Source organism: Caulobacter mirabilis (assembly GCF_002749615.1).
In the GTDB taxonomy this organism is placed as follows: domain Bacteria; phylum Pseudomonadota; class Alphaproteobacteria; order Caulobacterales; family Caulobacteraceae; genus Caulobacter; species Caulobacter mirabilis.
In genome coordinates this window covers 3,452,885-3,466,643 of the sequence record NZ_CP024201.1, presented here as the reverse complement: position 1 = coordinate 3,466,643, position 13,759 = coordinate 3,452,885, and the positions used below count along the sequence as shown (strand labels likewise).

Genomic DNA, 13,759 nt, shown 5'->3' with positions numbered 1-13,759 from the left:
TTGGCGAAGGAGTGGAAGGCTATGGTGCTGGAGGCCTCCCTCGCTAGCCTGATGGTCGTGTGGAGCGCCGCCGGCTCGATGGCCGCATCGCCCGAGGTCACGGTTCCACCCGCCGCGTCCGAGGATCCTGAGCAGGCCGCGCTGGTCGAGGGGGTGGAAGTCGTCGGCCGCCGCGGCGCCGCCAAGGTTCCGCCGGAGACCGAACTCGACGCAGCGGACATCGACGCCCTCGGCGCCTACGACATCGGCGAGGTGCTGCGCCGGCTGACCGAGCGGCTGGGGCCGGGCGAAGAGCCGATGGTCATCATCAACGGCAAGCGCACGCCCAACGCCGGCGTCTTTTCGGGTTTCCCGCCGGACGCCCTGGTCCGGGCCGAGGTGCTGCCGCGGGAGGCCGCCTCCCTGTATGGCGGAGCGCCCGGCCAGCGGGTGGTGAACCTGGTGCTGCAGCGGCGGTTCTCAAGCCGCGATGCGCTCGCGGCTGGGGGACGGCCTGTCGCGGGCGGGACCTCGAGCCTCAACGGCGACCTGCGCCGTTCGGCCATCTCCGGAAACGACACCCATCAGTTCGGGGCGCGGATCTCGAGGCAGACCGCCCTTCGCGCCGGCGAGCGCGATCGCGGCGATCTGAGCCAAGGCGACGGCGGACGGCTCACCTTGCGTCCGCGCGTCGATGCAGCGGCCGCCAACGTCGCCATGACCAAGGCGCTGGGCGATTGGCTCGGCGCCCTCAGCGTGAACGGCCAGACACGGGACAGCCGCTCGGTGGCTAGGTTTGGCGCGGACGTGGGCGAAGTCCGCCGGGTCACGGACAGCCTGGGTCTCACGGCGGGCGTCAGCGGCGACGCCATGGGATGGTCCGTACAGTTCGGGTTGGCCGGCCAGGCTTCGCGCACGAGGGAAGGGGGACTTTCGTCGTCGCGGAGCGCGATCCGCTCGATCAGCGCCAGCGTCGCGGCGGATCGCCCTCTGTTCGAGCTGCCCGCCGGGCCTGTCACGGCGAACCTGTCCGCCCAGGTCCTGGCCAGTCGCTCGACGGTCGAAACCGACGTCGTCCGGCGATCCCTGTCCGCTCGGTCGGAGGACGCTCGGATCACCTTGTCCGCGCCTCTGGCGCGTCGAGACGAGGACGGACAGGATGGATACTCGATCGGCGACGTTCGCGCGACGGTGGGCGCGACCATGCGGCGGACGGCTTCCGCCGGCGGCGAGGGCGTCGACGCCGCGGTGTCCTGGATTCCGCGACAAGGGGTCCGCTTCAACGGGCTGTGGTCGACATCGAGCGAGAGCGTCGCCGATCAGCAGAGGTTCGAACCTCTTCAGTACGGGGCGCCGACCGTCGTGTTCGACTTCCGCCGGGGGGAAGCGGTGGAGGTGACGCCGATCCTGGGCGGAAACCCTGATCTGCGCCCTCCGCGCTCCGAGCGATCTTCCATCTCGGCCTTCCTCGGCCCGTTCACGCCGTGGAGCCTCGCCGGAAGCGTGGACTTTCAGCGGTTCGAGGCTCGCGATGGGATCGGCGCTCTTCCAGCGCTGACACAGGACGTGGAGGCGGCCTTCCCCGAGCGCTTTCGCCGTGACGACCAGGGACGCCTGATCAGCATCGATCGCAGGCCGTTGAACATCCGCTCGACCTCAACCGAAACCCTGGTCACGAGCGTCAGCTTGGCTCTCCCGACGCCGCCGGAGGGACCGGCCCCGCGGGGGACGAGTCTCCGGCTGACCCTCAATCACACCTGGCGGGTTCGCAGCGCAATGCTTCTCCATGAACGGCTGCCCGAGATGGACAGGCTGGCCGGCGACGGCGGCGGCGTCGCGCGACAGGAGATCGGCGTGCAGCTCGACGGTCGCCGCGGTCGCTGGGGCGTCAACGCCGGGGCGCGGTGGCAGGACGGCTATCGCGTTCGGCGCGTGAGTGGTCGAGATGATCCTGGCGATCTCGTGGTCGATCCGTTCCTTTCGGTGGATTTGAAGCTCAGCCTGCGCTTGAACGCCGTCAGCTCCGCGGGACGGACCGGCGAGGCGACCGGCGAGCCCCGCCGAGGCCGCAACGACCTGCAGCTCGATCTAGAGATCGAGAACCTCTTCGACGCTCGCCCCGCGGCCCGCCTGGGCGATGGTTCGCCCGCGCCTGGCTACGGCCGGGACATGCAGGATCCCTTAGGCAGAAGCGTTCGTCTGGTGTTGAAACGACGCTTCTGAAGTTGGCGGCGACTTCGCCACCAGATCGAAAGCGCCTCGGCCGTCGCTGCGCAGGGGCTCCCAGACCTCGATCTTGCGCGGCCCTTCCAGAACCTCCTCGAGCGCCTCGTGCCAGGCCGTCCGATAGGGCCGCTTCAACTGCACGTCGAGCACGTCCTGGTGATCGGCCCAGGTCTCGTGGAGCATCAGCCGGCAGGGGTCTTCCGGGGCGCGATGCAGAGTGGCGGACACGAACATCGGCTCATGGCGCATCGCGTCGAGGACGCCGTCGAGTAAGGATCTGAAGCGCTCGAACTGCTGCGGCCGGACTTGGAAGCCGATGACGTAGGTGATGCTCATGGTCTTGCTCCTCGTGGGGGCACCATCGCGCCCGGCCTCGCCCGGGCCAATCACCTCCGAGGTAGGGAGACGCATATCAGCTGGCAGATTTGTAAGTCGGCGGACCGACGCCGGACGGGCGGCGGGCTTCCCATGAGCACGACGGCGACAAGCCCGTCGTTCGACATGTTGCGAGGCTCTCAATGACTCTGCGTATCCTCATCGGCGCCGCCGCCGCGACCGCCCTCCTGGCGAGCGGCGCCGCCTACGCCGCGGCTCCCGCTTCGGCCTCGGCTCCCGCGGCCAAGACGGCTCATCACGCCAAGCCGATGCACAAGAAGCACAAGACGCACCGCGTGGCGGCCGCCACGCCCAAGGGCGCCAAGTCCTGATACCGACTGGCCGATGCGGTCACGGCCGCATCGGCCGCTATTCGTAGTCGATGCTGATCGGCAGGGTGGCGAACATCGCCCTGGCCGCTTCCGGCCGAAGCAGGCGCAGGCGGCCGGAGACCCTCAGAACGTCCCGTCCGCCGGGGCCGACCTGCGCGACCCGGCTCTGGGTGATGTCGCCAGAGCCGAGACTCCAGACCCGCAGCTCCTCGATCACGGCGAGACTGTCGTCGGCAAGCAGGATGCGCGGCATCCGGATGCGATAGAGGCGACCAGGGTCGCCGCTGATCCGGATGATCGCCGGCGCGTCGGCCAGGGCGCCGCCCTGGACCCCGTCACGCGCCCGGGGCGGGTGCGGCGAGAGACGCATCGGCCGCATCGACACCACGTTCAGGCCGCGAACGACCTCGAGGGCGGCTTCGGCTTGCGCCGACGGCGCGATCTCGTGCGGCGACGCCAGGGTCGGGGTGGCGATGACGGCGGCGACCGCCGCGAGGAAGGTGGGCGACCAGCGGCTCATAGCATGGTCACCGTAACCTGATAGGCGAAGCTCTGCAGCCCCGTCGGAGTCGCATTGGCCGCCAGCTGGACGTCCATGCCCAGCTGGAAGGATGCGGTCGACAACAGGCCCAGGGCGTTGACGTCGAACGTGACGGACGTTCCCTCCGGCGGTGGTGAACCGCCGACGTAGGTTGTCCCCGTCAGGCCGCCGACCCGGAGCTTGACGATGCTGGCGGGCCCGGAACCGGCCAGGGGGATGATCGTCACCCGGAGCTGCCGCAGGGCGCACAGGCCGGAAAGGTTCAGCAGACCGCAGTTGAACGATATGGTCGGAACCGTCACCGAGGCGCTCGACATCCGAATGCCGTTGCCGGAGAGGCGGGTGACCACCCCGGTCGTCGAGATGCTGAACACGGTGACGCTGCTGCCTCGGATCGTGGTTCCAAGGACCGGCGCCGTGGCCGGCGTCACCTGGATCTGGGCCAACGCCGCGCCGGGGGCGAGGGCGAGACCTGCCGCGAGCAGGAGGGGGAGCAGGACGCGGATCATTGGCTGGGCTTCCCCTTGACCCGGACCAGGACATCCCCGCCGCGAACCAGTCCGCTGGCGGTCACGACGACCGTCACCGGCGACGCCAGGCTGAGCCCTAGGCCCGAGGCTTGCGCGGGATCGATCCGCAGGTCGTAGACGCCGCGGCGCACGCCCTCGAAGTACAGCACGCCAGCGTGGTCGCTGCGGCCCTTCAGGATGGCGCCGCTCTGCCGGGGAACCAGTTCGACGTTGAGGGCGGCCAGGCCTCGCGCCGGGGCATCGTCGCGGACGACCTTGGCGGTCAGCTCGACCTCGGCCGTCCGCTGCATGGGATAGTCGATCACGGCGGTGCGGCCGGGGCGTGGGACGATCTCCACGGTCGAAGCCCCGCCGGCCACGAGGAAGGGATCGTCGACCGCCTCGGGGTTCAGGCGGATGCGGGCAGAGGCGTTGTCGCCAAGGCCGATCGCTATGGCGCGGCCGTGCATGTCGGTCTCGGCCGGCCCGCCGGGCGTCTCGGCGACCAGCTTGGGCAGAGCGGCCTCGTCGGGTTGGCGGATCCCGTCGCCGTTCTCGTCGATCCAGGCGTTGATCGCCGCCGAGCCGCCGTTCGCCACGCCGGGCCTGGAAAGGCGGTAGCGATAGGAGAAGGGGTCGTAGCGCAGGCCGAAGCCCAGCTGGACGCCGATCCGCCACTCGCGGGCCTCGGCGTCGTAGGACAGGTTGACGGCCAGATCGAACCGTTTGGCGCGCCAGAGGTGAGAGGCCTGGTAGCTGGTTTCCGGCGCCGGCCCCATGGTCCGCACCACGCCCAGCCGCAGGGTGTTGCGGTCGTTGATCCTCCAGTCCGCGGTGGCGTAGGCGGCGTCGACCTTCCACTCGGGCGAGATCTGATAGCTCGCGCCGCCGCGCACCTGGACCCGGCTCGAGACGAGCGTCGACAGGTCCGTCGAACCGAACCAGCGCTTCCGGCTGACGCCGCCGCTCTTCTCGCCCTCGAAGAGGGCGCTGCTGGAGACATAGAAGCGACCGATGGGGGCGGCGGCTCTCAGTTCGGCGTTGGTCAGCCGGTCGCCATTCACCCGTTCCTGACGACGCAGGTTCAGGGAGACCGGAACGCCAAGCCCGCCCCGAAGCGGGATCTGGCCGTCGGCGCGCAGATCGGTGGCGCGGGTCAGCAGCGCCAGGGTGGTGACGCCGGGTTGCCGGGTCTCGTCGACGAAGCCGCCGGAGTACTCTGAATGCCGGGCCACCACGGATACGCCCAAGGGACGCGCCGCGGCGCCGACCGTGACGCCGCGTCCGCCGCGGTCGTCGACGGCGGCGTCGATCTGGGCGGCGACCGGCCCGAAGGCGCCGCGCAGGCCGGCGGTCAGGAGGCTGCGCGTCTGGCGATCGCCGGGCGTGAAGCGGGCGACGCCGATGCTGGCCGTCAGGCTGGGGCTGAGGCCGTAGTCGGCGGTCAGGACCATTCGGGGCTCGCCGTCCCCGGGTTGGCGAACCCGGTCGCCGACGTCGAAGACGGTCCGGCCCTGCTGCACCGCGCCCATCCGAACGACCAGACGCCCGGCCTCGACCTGACCCGCGCCGAAATTGATCCGGCGCACGACCTCGCGGCTCTGGCCCTGTGGACCGTAGAAGACCAGGCGGATCGTGTTCAGGCCGTAGGCCAGCGGCACGTTGAGAAACTGATAGCGGCCCTGGTCGGGGGAGGTCTGAGCCGCCTGCAGGATCTCGTTGACGTAGAGTTCGACCTCTTCGCCGACCGCCAGCTCTCCGCGCAGGTCGAGGGGCGTGGCCAGATCCAGCGCTTCGAGAGGCGCGGAGCTGTAGAAGACCCCCCGACCCGTGACGCCGGCGGCGCCGATCGGCATGGAGGGGCTGTAGACGTCCCCCAGCCCGGCGCGCGTGCCGCCGAGCGGGCCGAGCGCGTGACCGTCGGGATCCTTGCGGCTGAAGAGGACGCGGAGGTCGTTGACCTGACCCTTGTTGTCGGAACCGACATAGCCTTCAAAGCCGGCGCCGAGCAGGTCGCCGGCGGCGCGGACATCATAGCGCCTGGCCTGATCGACCCCGTCGCGGGTCATCTGGCCGCCGATGTTGACGTCGAAGGCCGGCGGCGTGAACAGACGATAGGGCGTGTCGATCCGAAGCGCGGCTTCGTCGGTTGCGCCGACCTGCTGCGCGCGGCGTCGCTCGCGTGCGAGACGTTGCTGGAAAGGCAGCGCCTCGGTCGGAGTGACCGTCAGAACCTGCGCGCTCCGATCGGTCTTGATCTTCACCGGCAGCAGGCGTTCGAGCAGATCGGCTCGAACATAAAGATCGTCGTCGTACAGGACGGCCTGGTCTTGACTGAAGGCGATCTCGCGCCCGGCCAATGTCGCCCGGCGCGCCGGGAGATCGATGATCAGCGGCCGGTCGGGGGACAGGATCCATCCTTCCGCGCGCTTCTGTGTCGGGAAGACGCCCACCGCCAGGTCGAGCACGCGCGAGAACTCGCCCAACGGCAAGAACACGCCGGCGCGAGAGGCGTAGACGTTCATCGACTCGGCCAACTCGGCGTCGCTTGTCCGCACCTCCATCCAGAGCAGGTCGTCGACGCCGAACGGCTGCGGATCAGACGCGACGGCCAGACCGTGCGCCAGGGCTTGGCCTGCGGCCGGACCTGCCGAGAGGGAGGCGACCGCCGCGCCCAGCGCCATGAAACCAAGGCTGCTGGACTGGGCGCCTGTCACGGGGCGACGATCGTCGCTGTCGCGAGCGTCTCGCCCGGGCGAGCGTCGTCGTCGCGATAGAGGATGGTCAGGGGTTCGCCGCGCGGCAGGTCCGCCGGAAGGGCGACAAGGACGGCGCGGCGCTCGATCTCGGGATAGACGGCCACGCCGCGCACCGCCGCCAGCGTTCGGGTCTTCGCCCCCTGGCCGGCGCGGATTTCGACGTCGCCATAGACCGAGTTGGCGCCCTTGCGGACGAGATCCAGGCTGAGCGCCGCGCCGTCGCCGGCGGCTTTGATCACGGCGTTTTCGATGGCGGCGCGGGCGTCGACGGGGCCGTCCCGGACAATCATCGGGATGCTGACGCTGAACAGGGCGACGACTCTGAGGGACACCTCGCCCGAGGCGGGGCCGGCCGCCTGTTCGACCGTGAAGCCGGCGGTCTCGGAGGGGAGGGCGGTCACGGTCAGGTGGGTGCGATGCTCGGGCTTGCCGTCCCCGCCCGCGCGGGCGCGAACCCGGACCACCTGGCTCTGGCGCGGGGGCAGGGTCACCCGGCGGGGCGTGTACTGGATGAGGTCGGCCGCGGAGGCCACGGTCGCGCCTGGATGGTCGGCGGCGGCGATGATCTGGCCGCTCGGGAGCATGACGCGATCGACGAGCTCGACCGTGTAGGTCGCTTCCTGATCGCCCTGGTTGAAGATGTAGACCGTGGCGCTGCGTTCGCCGGGGTCGAAGACGACCCGCTTCGGGGAAATGTTCAGGTCGGCGCCGACCTGGGCCTGGGCCGGGCCGGCCGCAAGGTTAACCGCCAGGGCCGCGAAGATCAGGGTTTTGAACATGGCGTTGACGCCCTCGGCCGGCGGAAAGGTCGTGGGCGCCGCGTCCGCCTCGTCGGGGGAAACGAGGAAGACGCGGCGCCCGCCCCCGAAGGGGATCAGTTGTAGGTCGCCGACACCGTGAAGTTGCCGGTGTACAGACCTGTCGCCGTGGTCGAGTCGATCGGCACGCTGCCGCCGACCCGGAAGACCAGCGATCCGGCCGCGCCCAGCGCGTTGCTGAGCGTCTGGCTGGACGCCGAACCGACCAGGTTGTTGGAGGTGGTGACCGTCAGGTTGTCGGGGCCGTTGGCGATGGAGAAGGTGGCCGGGATGGTCACCGAGATCGACTGACCGCCTTCGCCGTCGATCGTGAACTGGGCCGCCGCGGGCGTGTCGCCGGAGGCCAGTCCGACGACGCCGCCGGTCACGGAACGAGCGCCCGCGGCGCTGACGGTCACGGTGCCGGAGCCGGTCGATGGGCGCACCACGGTCCCGAACCTCAGGTCGGCGTTCTTGGTCAGGGTGAGAGGCCGGATCACCGTGATCGAGCCGGAGCCGGTCGTGGAGGCCGACTGGGCCATCGCCGGCGCGGCGGCGGCGACCACGGCGAGAGCGGCGATGGCTGCGAGCGACTTGACGATCATCTTGGGTCTCCAAGAAAGGCCTACGACGCCGTCCAGACCGCTCGGAGGAGGTTGCGGATCAGGCCGGCCCGTCTTCGAGACGGAACCGGCTGAACCACCGTCGCGGGTCTCCGACCCACGACATCCGGCCGCCCTGGACGCGCTTTACGTGTCCAAGTAGCCGTTAAAACCTTGAATTAAGTGCTACCTAAAACACTCGCATAGGGTGTATTTCGGACGCGCCGGGTTAGGCGGCCGCCGAAGGAGATCCCAGCGGGCGTCGCTGATTGGCCAGGGCCCAGCTCAAGGCGTAGTCGGCCACCTCTTCCCAGCCGGCGTCGATCCCGGTCCAATGGGAGCGTCCGGGGAAGATCTTCAGCTCGGTGCGTGACGGCGCGCGCTTCTGCTTGGCGAAGATCGCCCGAGTCATGCTGGCGTCGGCGATCAGGTCGATCTCCCCGCCGATCAGCAGCAGCGGCGCGCGGTTGGGGTTGTTCCACTGGATCGGTTTCACGGCGCCGGTGACGCCGTCCCAGTAGACCTTGCCGGTGGTCGGAACGACGTAGCGGTCATAGAGGGCGTCGGCCCGATCGCGCGGGGCGGTCTGCGCGAAGCGGTTGCGGAAGTAGTCGCGGCTCATCGACTTCGTCTTCCAGGGACTGAACGGGTCGAGGAAGATCGGCAGCGCCGAGACAATGGCGTGCGGGCCCAACGGCACGCCGGGCGTCGGGGCGGGGTTGATGGCCACGCCGGCGACGCCCAGGCCGCGGTCCAGCAGGTGCTGCACGAACACGCCGCCCAGGGAATGGCCGATCAGGATCGGCGTCTCGTCGAGCTTGCGGATCTCGGCTTCGAAGTGGTCGAGGATGGCCCTCTGGCCGCTCTTGGCGAGGGCCGGGTTCGGCGCCTTGCGCAACTCCTCGGGCGAGCGGTCGTCGAACGGCCAGTTCGGCGCGATCACGGTGTAGCCCTGGGCTTCGTAGCGGGCCTTGAAGCCTTCCCAGCTGCGCGCGTTCAGCCAGGCGCCGTGGATCAGCATGATGGTCTTGGTCATGAGGCGTCTCCCCTTGGGCGCGCGGTCCAGCGGTCCCGCGAGCGATCGTGGCGGTTCTCCGTCGTGGGATATGATCGGACGCAGCCGTCCCCGGGCCAATGGTGCGGGATGGTCGCCGCTTCATACTTTGGTATGAGCGGAGCCAACCCGAGCGCGGGCCGGTGCGGTCGGTTCAGGCGGCCTCGTCGACCGGTAGGACAATGGTGAAGACCGCGCCGCCTTGCGGACCGTTGCCGGCCGTGACGCCGCCGCCATGCCGCTCCACGATCGAGCGGCAGATGGCCAGGCCCATGCCCATGCCGGACGCCTTGGTGGTGAAGAAGCTCTCGAACAGACGCTCGAGATGCTCGGGCGCCAGGCCGGGACCGGTGTCTTCGACGGTCACCTGGACATGACCGGCCAGGTTCATGCCGGTGCGGACGACCAACCGACGTTCGGCGCAGCGGGCCTGGCTCATCGCCTGGGCGCCGTTGATCAGCAGGTTGGCGAACACCTGTTGAAGCTGGGTCCGGTCGCCTCGCACGGGCTCAAGCCCCGCGGCCGTGGCGACCGTCAGCATGACGTCGTGCGCCGCGAGTTCAGGCTGGAGGAAGATCGCGGTCTCCCGCACCAGGGCGTTGATCGACAGCGCTTCGACCGCCGTGGGCTGGTTCGACGCCATGCCCCGGATGCGCCCGATGATGTCGGCCGCCCGCTGAGCGTCGGCGACGATCCGCTCGGTGAGCACGGCGCAGCGGTCGGTGTCGGGCGGCGAGCGGCTCAGCCATCGCAGGCTCGCCGATCCGTTTGTCGCGATCGCCGCCAGCGGCTGATTGACCTCGTGGGCGATCGAGGCGGTAAGCTCGCCGAGCATCGAAATCCGCGCGGAATGCGCGAACTCGTCCTGCAGCCGTCGTTCGGCCGCCTGGGCGCGTTTGCGCTCGGAGATGTCTATCACGCCGATCAGCAGGGCTCCCTGGTCCACCGACTCCGAGGGAAAGGCGGCCGTGAACAGCGCCTGGAACTCGGATCCGTCGGCGCGACGCAGGGTCGTCTCGGTGGAGTAGCTCGGCGCGCCGCTGACCGCCGCCACGACGCTGGCGGCATAGACCTCGCCGGCGGCCTCGGGCCAATAGGGTTCGACCGAACCGGTCAGGAGGCTGCGATCGCCGCCGGCGAAGAGGCGGACGGTCGCGTCGTTGACGTCGACGATGCGCGTGACGCGCATCATCTCCCGGATGAACGCAGGGTGATCGCGGAAATACTGGCTGTAGTCGTCGACGCCGCTCTTGCGCAGTCGCCGCAGCATCGTCCCGACGGGCGTGAAGTCCAGTTCCCAGAATGATGCGGCCATCGCCTGGAAGAGATTGGTATACCGCCGCTCGGCGGCTTTCAGAGCACGTTCGGCGTCGAGCTTGGCGGTGATGTCGCGGCCGATCTCGACGATCCCGACAGGTTGCCCGTCCGGGCCGCGGCGCAGGCTCTGGCGGATCTCGACGACCAGATCGGCGCCGGCGGCGTTGCGGCGGCGGATCTCGCCGTCCCAGCGGCCGTTCGCCAGCAACTCGGGCGCGATCTCGTTCGCCCCATCGCCGAACAGCGCGTCGAGCGATCGGCCCAACGCGTCCTGTTCGGACCAGCCGTAGAGTTGCGTCGACGCCGCGTTCCAGGACAGAAGCCGCCCGTCCATATCCCGCACGAGAATGCTCTCGTGCGCCAGCTCGAACAGATCTCCAAATCCGCCCTGTGGCATGGCGTCCCCCGAGGCCCAGCGCGTCTGCAGCGACGCTAGTCCCTTGCGCTCTCTTTGAGAACGACGTTCACGAGCGTAGCGCTGTCTTCAGGCAACCGATCAGCGCCTCCGCGCTGAAGGGCTTCTGCAGCAGGCAGGTCGGGCCGCTCTCGCGCGCTCTCGCGAGAAGACCGGGTTCCGTCCGTGCGGTGACCATGATCACCGGCGTTGTCGCGCCCAGCTCGACGAGGCGGTGCTTCAGTTCGATGCCGCTCAGGCCAGGCATCTGGATGTCGGTGATGATGCAGTCCGAGTCCAGGTCTCCAGCCGCCAGGAAGGCCTCGGCCGACGCATGGCCGGCGGCTCGGTAGCCCAGCGACTCCACCAGGCCGACCATGGCCTGCAGGAGCGACGGGTCGTCCTCGACGACCGAGATCAGCAGATCGTGTGACACTCGGGGTTTCTTCAGAGCTTACCGCGGGGCGGCGGCACGGCTCTATTCGCACCCGTGATCGCGCGCCGGGTATCATACTGTGGTGTTAGTCTGCGGTGAGGCGCTGATCACGTCGGCCATGCGCACGAGGTCCGCCAGCGACCGCGCGCCCATCTTTCGCATCGCCGCGCCGCGGTGGATCTTCACGGTGACCTCGCTGATGGCGAGATCGCCCGCGACCTGTTTGTTGAGACGCCCCGCGCTGACCAGGCGCATGACCTGCTGCTCGCGCGGCGACAGCGTCGAGAATCGTCGCCAGACCTCGGCCGTATCGGCGGCGGCGGCGCGCCGCCGGTCGTCGCGCTCCAGCGCCTCGGTGACCGCGTCCAGCATGTCCTGGTCGCGAAAGGGCTTTGTCAGGAAATCGACCGCTCCGGCCTTCATGCCGCGAACAGACATGGGGATGTCGCCGTGGCCGGTCATCAGGATCACCGGCAATCGGATGCCCAGGCCTTCCATCCGGACCTGGAAATCCAGGCCGCTGACGCCCGGCAGGCGGATGTCGAGCACGAGGCAGCCCGGCGCGTCGCGATCGACGCTCTCGATGAAGGCCGCCGTGGATCCGAATGTCCGGGTGCTGTGGCCGACGGACTGGAACAGGTCCTCCAGCGCCTGGCGAAGCGAGGCGTCGTCCTCGACGATATGAATGACCGGTTCCCGCCCCATGACCTGCTTGCGCCTCTGGATGCCTTGACTCATGCCACGGTCGCCGAGGGCGGCCAATAATACCAAGGACGAGAAGTAATCAGAGCGCCCGGACCTCGCCGCGATACCGGCCCGGGCTCACGCCCACCGCGCGCGTAAAGGCGCGGGTGAAGTTGGCCTGACCCGAGAACCGGCAGGTCAGGGCGATCTCTGCCAGGCTCAGGGAGCCGGTCGCGAGCAGGCGTTTGGCCAGGTCGAGGCGCCGGCGGCTGAGATAGGCATGCGGGGCCAGGCCCATGGTTCGACGGAAGGCGCGGGAGAAATGGAAGACGCTCACGCTGGCGGCCTCGGCCAGATCGGTCAGGCTCAGGTCCTGGTCGAGATGGTCGTTCATGAAGGCCAGGGTTCTATCCATCCGCCGTCGATCGAGGCCGCCGATCAGCGTCGTCGGCGGACTGGCGCTTGGTGTTTCGCCATGGCCGGCGGCGAGCGTCGAGATCAGGTCGATCGCCAGCGCGTCCGTCCTCAGGCCGCCGGAGGCGCTCTCGCATCGGAGCTCCTGGGTGATCGCGGCGAGGATGGCCATGATCCGCGGATTGCCGACCCGCGCCTGATAGCGCAGGTCCTGGGCGCGGAAATCCAGCGTCGCCAGCTCGCCGGTCAGGAAGCTGTGCGGCGGGATGTAGACGTGCAGGACCTGAGGGATATCGGCGGACAGACGGGTCGCCTCCTCGCGGATGCCGGCCGGGCAGAGCCAGGTCGTTCCCGGTCGGGCGGCGACCTCCTGACGGACGCCCCCCGACGCCCGGGTGGACACCGCCTCGTTCACGTCCTGAATGATCTGGGTGATCTCGGCGTTCTGGGGCACGAAGGCGTCGATCTGTCCGGCTCCGTGCTGCCGGAGTTCCGCCGACAGTAATGTCCAGGGACGCCGGGAGGAGGCGGCGAGCAGGTTGGCGTCGCGGAACTTGGCGATGCCGTGCCCTTCCATGGTCGTTCTCCAGTTGACGGTGGTCGTCGGACAAACTGCTCCTGGCGCTACTCCAGACCCTTGAGCGCAGAACAGCAACTAGGGAAAAGACGGCGGCCCAACATTCAGGCATTGTCCTGGAACGGACACAGCCGCCGTCCATCGATCGTTGCATGCCGCCGCTCATCCACATCATCGACGACGACGCCCTGCTTCGCGAAGCGTTGCGCGGGCTGTTCCGCTCGGCGGACTACGAGACGATGGACCATGCCTCGATCGAGGGCTTCCTGGCCGCTGACCGGCCGAACCGTCCCGGCTGCGTGATCGTCGACGTGCGGCTTCCGGACGGGAACGGATTGGACCTGCTCAACCGCATGTCGGCGCTGGGCATGTCCCAGCCGGTTCTGGTCATGACCGGCTACGGCGATATCCCCATGAGCGTCCGGGCCATGAAGGCGGGAGCGGCGGACTTTCTGACCAAGCCGATCCGCGACCGGGATCTGTTCGATGCGGCGCTGGCCGCCGTCGCCGCCGATCAAGAACGGTGGGCTGTCGAGGAAGCCCTCCTGGACCTTCAGCGTCTCTACGGAGGGCTGACCGCGCGCGAGCGGCAGGTGGTCGACCTGGTCGCGCTGGGCCGCCTGAACAAGCAGATCGCTGGCGACCTGTCGCTCAGCGAGTCGACCGTCAAGACTCACCGTCGCTCGGCGATGCGCAAACTGAAGGCCCGCACCGTCGCCGATCTGGTCCGGATGGCGGATCGGTTGAAGGCCGGGGTCTGACG

Annotated in this window: 14 protein-coding genes; 3 read left to right on the top strand and 11 right to left on the bottom strand. The window is 69.2% G+C overall.

Annotation, left to right across the window (positions count from 1 at the left end; translation table 11 throughout):
- Positions 1 to 2,202: a TonB-dependent receptor gene (locus CSW64_RS16510; protein WP_150131438.1), complete on the top strand. Its 2,202-nt coding sequence runs from the start codon at positions 1 to 3 to the stop codon at positions 2,200 to 2,202.
- Here the strand turns inward: CSW64_RS16510 and CSW64_RS16505 are convergent.
- The gene (locus CSW64_RS16505; RefSeq protein ID WP_099623130.1) at positions 2,161 to 2,541 is read right to left on the bottom strand and encodes a putative quinol monooxygenase; all 381 of its coding nucleotides are present in this window, start codon (positions 2,539 to 2,541) and stop codon (positions 2,161 to 2,163) included. The two genes, CSW64_RS16510 and CSW64_RS16505, sit on opposite strands and share 42 nt — an antisense overlap.
- 182 nt (positions 2,542 to 2,723) lie before the next feature.
- Between CSW64_RS16505 and CSW64_RS16500 the strand changes: the two genes are divergently transcribed.
- Positions 2,724 to 2,912, top strand: coding sequence for a hypothetical protein (locus tag CSW64_RS16500; protein WP_099623129.1), 189 nt, complete (start codon positions 2,724 to 2,726; stop codon positions 2,910 to 2,912).
- Positions 2,913 to 2,949: 37 nt separating this feature from the next.
- Here the strand turns inward: CSW64_RS16500 and CSW64_RS16495 are convergent, their stop codons facing one another.
- From CSW64_RS16495 to CSW64_RS16445, 10 genes are all read right to left on the bottom strand, one after another.
- Entirely contained in the window at positions 2,950 to 3,432 is a 483-nt protein-coding gene (locus CSW64_RS16495) for a hypothetical protein (protein ID WP_099623128.1), read from the bottom strand.
- Positions 3,429 to 3,962 (bottom strand): hypothetical protein, encoded by a 534-nt coding sequence (locus tag CSW64_RS16490; protein ID WP_099623127.1) that lies wholly within the window; start codon positions 3,960 to 3,962, stop codon positions 3,429 to 3,431. The genes CSW64_RS16495 and CSW64_RS16490 overlap by 4 nt, the downstream gene beginning before the upstream one ends.
- Positions 3,959 to 6,679, bottom strand: coding sequence for a hypothetical protein (locus tag CSW64_RS16485; RefSeq protein WP_172448599.1), 2,721 nt, complete (start codon positions 6,677 to 6,679; stop codon positions 3,959 to 3,961). Before CSW64_RS16485 ends, CSW64_RS16490 begins: the two co-directional genes overlap by 4 nt.
- Positions 6,676 to 7,500, bottom strand: a complete 825-nt coding sequence (locus tag CSW64_RS16475; protein ID WP_099623124.1) for a fimbrial biogenesis chaperone — start codon at positions 7,498 to 7,500, stop codon at positions 6,676 to 6,678. Before CSW64_RS16475 ends, CSW64_RS16485 begins: the two co-directional genes overlap by 4 nt.
- A 95-nt stretch (positions 7,501 to 7,595) precedes the next feature.
- Positions 7,596 to 8,123 carry a DUF4402 domain-containing protein gene (locus CSW64_RS16470; protein WP_099623123.1) on the bottom strand — a complete coding sequence of 176 codons (528 nt, stop codon included), beginning with the start codon at positions 8,121 to 8,123 and terminating at the stop codon, positions 7,596 to 7,598.
- A 226-nt stretch (positions 8,124 to 8,349) separates the two neighbouring features.
- Complete coding sequence (locus tag CSW64_RS16465) at positions 8,350 to 9,156, bottom strand: alpha/beta hydrolase (RefSeq protein ID WP_099623122.1); 807 nt, start codon at positions 9,154 to 9,156, stop codon at positions 8,350 to 8,352.
- 172 nt (positions 9,157 to 9,328) lie between these two features.
- Positions 9,329 to 10,888, bottom strand: coding sequence for a PAS domain-containing sensor histidine kinase (locus tag CSW64_RS16460; RefSeq protein ID WP_099623121.1), 1,560 nt, complete (start codon positions 10,886 to 10,888; stop codon positions 9,329 to 9,331).
- 67 nt (positions 10,889 to 10,955) lie between these two features.
- Complete coding sequence (locus CSW64_RS16455; RefSeq protein WP_099623120.1) at positions 10,956 to 11,321, bottom strand: response regulator transcription factor; 366 nt, start codon at positions 11,319 to 11,321, stop codon at positions 10,956 to 10,958.
- A 72-nt stretch (positions 11,322 to 11,393) separates the two neighbouring features.
- Positions 11,394 to 12,059 (bottom strand): response regulator transcription factor, encoded by a 666-nt coding sequence (locus CSW64_RS16450; RefSeq protein ID WP_245863738.1) that lies wholly within the window; start codon positions 12,057 to 12,059, stop codon positions 11,394 to 11,396.
- 46 nt (positions 12,060 to 12,105) lie between these two features.
- On the bottom strand, positions 12,106 to 12,996 hold the full coding sequence (locus CSW64_RS16445) for a helix-turn-helix transcriptional regulator (RefSeq protein WP_099623119.1): 891 nt from the start codon (positions 12,994 to 12,996) through the stop codon (positions 12,106 to 12,108).
- Between the two features lie 152 nt (positions 12,997 to 13,148).
- On the opposite strand from CSW64_RS16445, the gene CSW64_RS16440 reads away from it, so the two are divergent.
- A complete protein-coding gene (locus CSW64_RS16440) occupies positions 13,149 to 13,757 on the top strand; it encodes a response regulator transcription factor (protein ID WP_099623118.1) in 609 nt (202 codons plus the stop codon).
- The last annotated feature ends 2 nt before the right edge of the window (positions 13,758 to 13,759 follow it).

What these genes read in the sequence shown, in the direction of transcription:
- CSW64_RS16505 (WP_099623130.1), bottom strand. Translation starts at nt 2,541, where the DNA reads ATGAGCATCACCTACGTCATCGGCTTCCAAGTCCGGCCGCAGCAGTTC.
- CSW64_RS16500 (WP_099623129.1), top strand. Translation starts at nt 2,724, where the DNA reads ATGACTCTGCGTATCCTCATCGGCGCCGCCGCCGCGACCGCCCTCCTG.
- CSW64_RS16495 (WP_099623128.1), bottom strand. Translation starts at nt 3,432, where the DNA reads ATGAGCCGCTGGTCGCCCACCTTCCTCGCGGCGGTCGCCGCCGTCATC.
- CSW64_RS16490 (WP_099623127.1), bottom strand. Translation starts at nt 3,962, where the DNA reads ATGATCCGCGTCCTGCTCCCCCTCCTGCTCGCGGCAGGTCTCGCCCTC.
- CSW64_RS16475 (WP_099623124.1), bottom strand. Translation starts at nt 7,500, where the DNA reads ATGTTCAAAACCCTGATCTTCGCGGCCCTGGCGGTTAACCTTGCGGCC.
- CSW64_RS16470 (WP_099623123.1), bottom strand. Translation starts at nt 8,123, where the DNA reads ATGATCGTCAAGTCGCTCGCAGCCATCGCCGCTCTCGCCGTGGTCGCC.
- CSW64_RS16465 (WP_099623122.1), bottom strand. Translation starts at nt 9,156, where the DNA reads ATGACCAAGACCATCATGCTGATCCACGGCGCCTGGCTGAACGCGCGC.
- CSW64_RS16460 (WP_099623121.1), bottom strand. Translation starts at nt 10,888, where the DNA reads ATGCCACAGGGCGGATTTGGAGATCTGTTCGAGCTGGCGCACGAGAGC.
- CSW64_RS16450 (WP_245863738.1), bottom strand. Translation starts at nt 12,059, where the DNA reads ATGAGTCAAGGCATCCAGAGGCGCAAGCAGGTCATGGGGCGGGAACCG.
- CSW64_RS16445 (WP_099623119.1), bottom strand. Translation starts at nt 12,996, where the DNA reads ATGGAAGGGCACGGCATCGCCAAGTTCCGCGACGCCAACCTGCTCGCC.
- CSW64_RS16440 (WP_099623118.1), top strand. Translation starts at nt 13,149, where the DNA reads ATGCCGCCGCTCATCCACATCATCGACGACGACGCCCTGCTTCGCGAA.